The organism is Actinomyces sp. oral taxon 849 str. F0330, assembly GCF_000239715.1.
GTDB classification, from domain to species: domain Bacteria; phylum Actinomycetota; class Actinomycetes; order Actinomycetales; family Actinomycetaceae; genus Actinomyces; species Actinomyces johnsonii.
In genome coordinates this window covers 155,900-158,859 of the sequence record NZ_JH470353.1, presented here as the reverse complement: position 1 = coordinate 158,859, position 2,960 = coordinate 155,900, and the positions used below count along the sequence as shown (strand labels likewise).

Genomic DNA, 2,960 nt, shown 5'->3' with positions numbered 1-2,960 from the left:
TCGGCGGCGCGGTGTGCGAGTCCTGCCGCTCGGCCGGCGCCGTCGAGGTCGAGCCGGCCACGATGGTGCTCCTAGGCGCCCTGCTCTCCGGCGACTGGGCCGTGGCCGACGCCTCCGGCCGGCGCGAGCGCTCGCAGGCCTCCGGCCTCGTCTCGGCCTACACGACCTGGTACCTGGAGCGGCGCCTGCGCTCCCTCGCACTGGTGGAAAGGGCATAACCATGACAGACGGTACGAGAGATACGGCCGCAGGTGCGACTCGGGACATGACGATTGAGGAGGCCCCGCCCCTGCACCGCCCGGGCCTGACCCCGCCGGTGCTGTCGCCGGCCACCCTGCCCCAGCACGTCGCCGTCGTCATGGACGGCAATGGGCGCTGGGCCAACGCCCGCGGCCTGCCCCGCACCGAGGGGCACCGGGTGGGGGAGGCCAACCTGCTCGACGTCGTCGCCGGCGCCGTCGAGATCGGCGTGAGCGAGCTGAGCGCCTACGCCTTCTCCACCGAGAACTGGCGGCGCTCACCCGGCGAGGTCCGCTTCATCATGGGCTTTGCCCGCAAGGTCCTGCGCGCCCAGCGCGACATCCTCCACTCCTGGAACGTCAAGGTGCGCTGGGTTGGGCGCACCCCGCGCCTGTGGAAGTCCGTGCTGCACGAGCTGCGCGAGGCCGAGCGCCTCACCTCCCACAACACGGGACTGGTCCTCAACCTGTGCATCAACTACGGCGGACGCGCCGAAATCGCCGACGCCACTCGCGCCATTGCCGAGGACGTCGCCGCGGGCCGTCTCAAGGCCGGCTCCATCAACGAGAAGACCATCCAGCGCTACCTGTACTCGCCCACCATGCGGGACGTGGACCTATTCATCCGCACCGGAGACGAGCAGCGCACCTCCAACTTCCTCATGTGGTCCTCCTCCTACGCCGAGCTCTACTTCTCGCCCCTGCCCTGGCCCGACTTCAACCGCACCGAGCTGTGGAGGGCCTGCGAGACCTACGCCGGGCGCGAGCGCCGCTACGGCGGAGCCGTGGACAAGGTGCTGCACGAGGAGCCCGGCGGCACCGGGGATCCGCAGGACGACGAGCAGTAACGGCCCGGCGAGACCACCTCACCGGCCGCCCCAGGCTCAGTCCTGCGAAGCGTCTCAGGCGGTTTCCCGGGCCGAGCAGGAGGTGCACAGGCCGAAGAACTCCGCGGTGTGCTCCATCTGGGTGAAGCCCTGCTGGGCCGAGACCCGCCGGATCCACTCCTCCAGCTCGCCGCCGGCGACCTCCACGGTGTGCCCGCAGCGGCGGCACACGATGTGGTGATGGTGCTCCTGCTTCTCGCAGGCCCGGTAGAGGACTTCTCCCTCGGCGCTGCGCACCTGATCCACCGCGCCGGTCTCCGCTAGGGTCTGCAGGTTGCGGTAGACGGTGGCCAGCCCTACTTTGGTGCCCTCCGCCTCCAAGGCGGAGTGGATCTGCTGGGCCGAGCGGAACTCGTCGGTGCGCGCCAGGATGTCGGCGACGGCGGCGCGCTGGCGCGTGGCACGGGGTCGCTGCGCCGTGTTGCGTGCGCTCATGAGCTACCTCCTGAGGTGATGCGGTGCCGTCGGGAGCGGCCGATGAGCTGCCACAGGCCGGAGAAGAGGGCGACGACGGCGTACCCCCCTACCAGGAGTATCACGATCATAGCGCCGGGGGAGGCCGCAACCAGGTAGGTGATCGTCAACCCGGACACACAGGCCACCACCCCCAGCCCCATCGCCAGGTACATGGTGCGCGAGAACGAGTGCGAGACGAGCTGGGCGATGGCCACCGGCACGATCATGACGGCCGAGACCAGCAGGGCGCCCACCACCCGCATGGACACCGAGACCGTCAGCGCCGCGACCACCGCCACCAGCACGTTGAGGGCGCCGGTGGGCAGGCCGCAGGCGCGGGCGAACTCCTCGTCGTTGCACAGGGCGAACAACGGCCCGCGCAGCCCCAGCCCCACCAGGAGCACCAGGGTCGCCAGGGCGATGGTGAACCAGGCATCCGAGACCGAGACCGTGGAGATCGAGCCGAACAGGTAGGAGTTGAGATTGGTCGTCGTGCCCCCGGCCAGGCGGATGAGGATGACGCCACCGGCGATGCCCCCGTAGAACAGGATCGCCAGGGCGACGTCGCCGCGGGTGCGGCCGCCGGCGCGGATGACCTCGATCGTCACGGCGCCCAGCACGCTGATGATGATTGCCCCGGGCACGGCCCAGGCGTCGTGAGGTGTGACGTTGGCGGCGGCCCCTGCCAGCCAGCCCAGGGCGATACCGGTCAGGGCGATGTGTCCGATCCCGTCGCCCAGCAGTGCCAGGCCTCGCTGAACCAGGTAGGTGCCCACCACCGGCGCGGCCAGTCCCACGAGCACCGCGACGATGAAGGCCCGCTGCATGAGGGGGCTGGCGAGCATGTCGGAGATGAACTCGATCATGGTCGGGTGCTCCTGCCGGTGCGGGGCCGCGCGTTGGGCAGCCGGTGGTCGAGGACAGGGGCGTGGTGCGCCGGGGGACCGCCGGCATCCGGGTGGTGATCCCAGTGGTCACCATCGCCTCTGATGGAGGCGCCGGTCCTGCCGTCGCGCAAGCGGGCCACCTCGGCGGCCGGCCCGTCGGCGACGAGGCGTCCGTCCTGAAGCATGATCGCCCGCTGGACGACGTCGGCCAGCTCACCCATCTCGTGCAGGACCGTCACCAGGGTCAGTCCCCGCTCGCGCAGCCCCAGCAGGATCTCGGCCAGGGACTCGCGGCTGGCGCGGTCGATCCCGGCCAGGGGCTCATCGAGGATGAGCAGCTCGGGGGAGCGCACCAGGGCCCGGGCGATGAGGACCCGCTGGGCCTGCCCGCCGGAGAAGACCTGGACGTGGTCGCCGGCCCGGTGGGCCAGCCCGACGGCATCGAGCGCTGCCATCGCCCGCCGCTTGGCGGTCCTGCCGCGGTCCGCCCA

At 71.1% G+C, this 2,960-nt stretch carries 5 protein-coding genes; 2 read left to right on the top strand and 3 right to left on the bottom strand.

Features of this window, described 5'->3' with window-relative positions; translation table 11 throughout:
• Together HMPREF0975_RS09325 and uppS are read left to right on the top strand one after the other, a co-directional pair.
• On the top strand, positions 1-218 hold a 218-nt coding region (locus HMPREF0975_RS09325), incomplete at its 5' end, for a DNA repair protein RecO C-terminal domain-containing protein (protein ID WP_009233904.1).
• A gap of 47 nt (positions 219-265) precedes the next feature.
• Positions 266-1,087, top strand: a complete 822-nt coding sequence (uppS, locus tag HMPREF0975_RS09320; RefSeq protein ID WP_156808239.1) for a polyprenyl diphosphate synthase — start codon at positions 266-268, stop codon at positions 1,085-1,087.
• A gap of 54 nt (positions 1,088-1,141) precedes the next feature.
• On the opposite strand, the gene HMPREF0975_RS09315 is transcribed toward uppS, so the two are convergent.
• From HMPREF0975_RS09315 to HMPREF0975_RS09305, 3 genes are all read right to left on the bottom strand, one after another.
• Positions 1,142-1,561, bottom strand: coding sequence for a Fur family transcriptional regulator (locus HMPREF0975_RS09315; protein ID WP_009233902.1), 420 nt, complete (start codon positions 1,559-1,561; stop codon positions 1,142-1,144).
• Entirely contained in the window at positions 1,558-2,448 is an 891-nt protein-coding gene (locus tag HMPREF0975_RS09310; RefSeq protein ID WP_009233901.1) for a metal ABC transporter permease, read from the bottom strand. Before HMPREF0975_RS09310 ends, HMPREF0975_RS09315 begins: the two co-directional genes overlap by 4 nt.
• The coding region (locus tag HMPREF0975_RS09305; protein ID WP_009233900.1) for an ATP-binding cassette domain-containing protein at positions 2,445-2,960 on the bottom strand (516 nt) is incomplete at its 5' end. The genes HMPREF0975_RS09305 and HMPREF0975_RS09310, both read right to left, overlap by 4 nt.

Bases quoted from the DNA above. Each gene is read 5' to 3' on its own strand.
- uppS (WP_156808239.1), top strand. From the start codon at position 266: ATGACGATTGAGGAGGCCCCGCCCCTGCACCGCCCGGGCCTGACCCCG.
- HMPREF0975_RS09315 (WP_009233902.1), bottom strand. From the start codon at position 1,561: ATGAGCGCACGCAACACGGCGCAGCGACCCCGTGCCACGCGCCAGCGC.
- HMPREF0975_RS09310 (WP_009233901.1), bottom strand. From the start codon at position 2,448: ATGATCGAGTTCATCTCCGACATGCTCGCCAGCCCCCTCATGCAGCGG.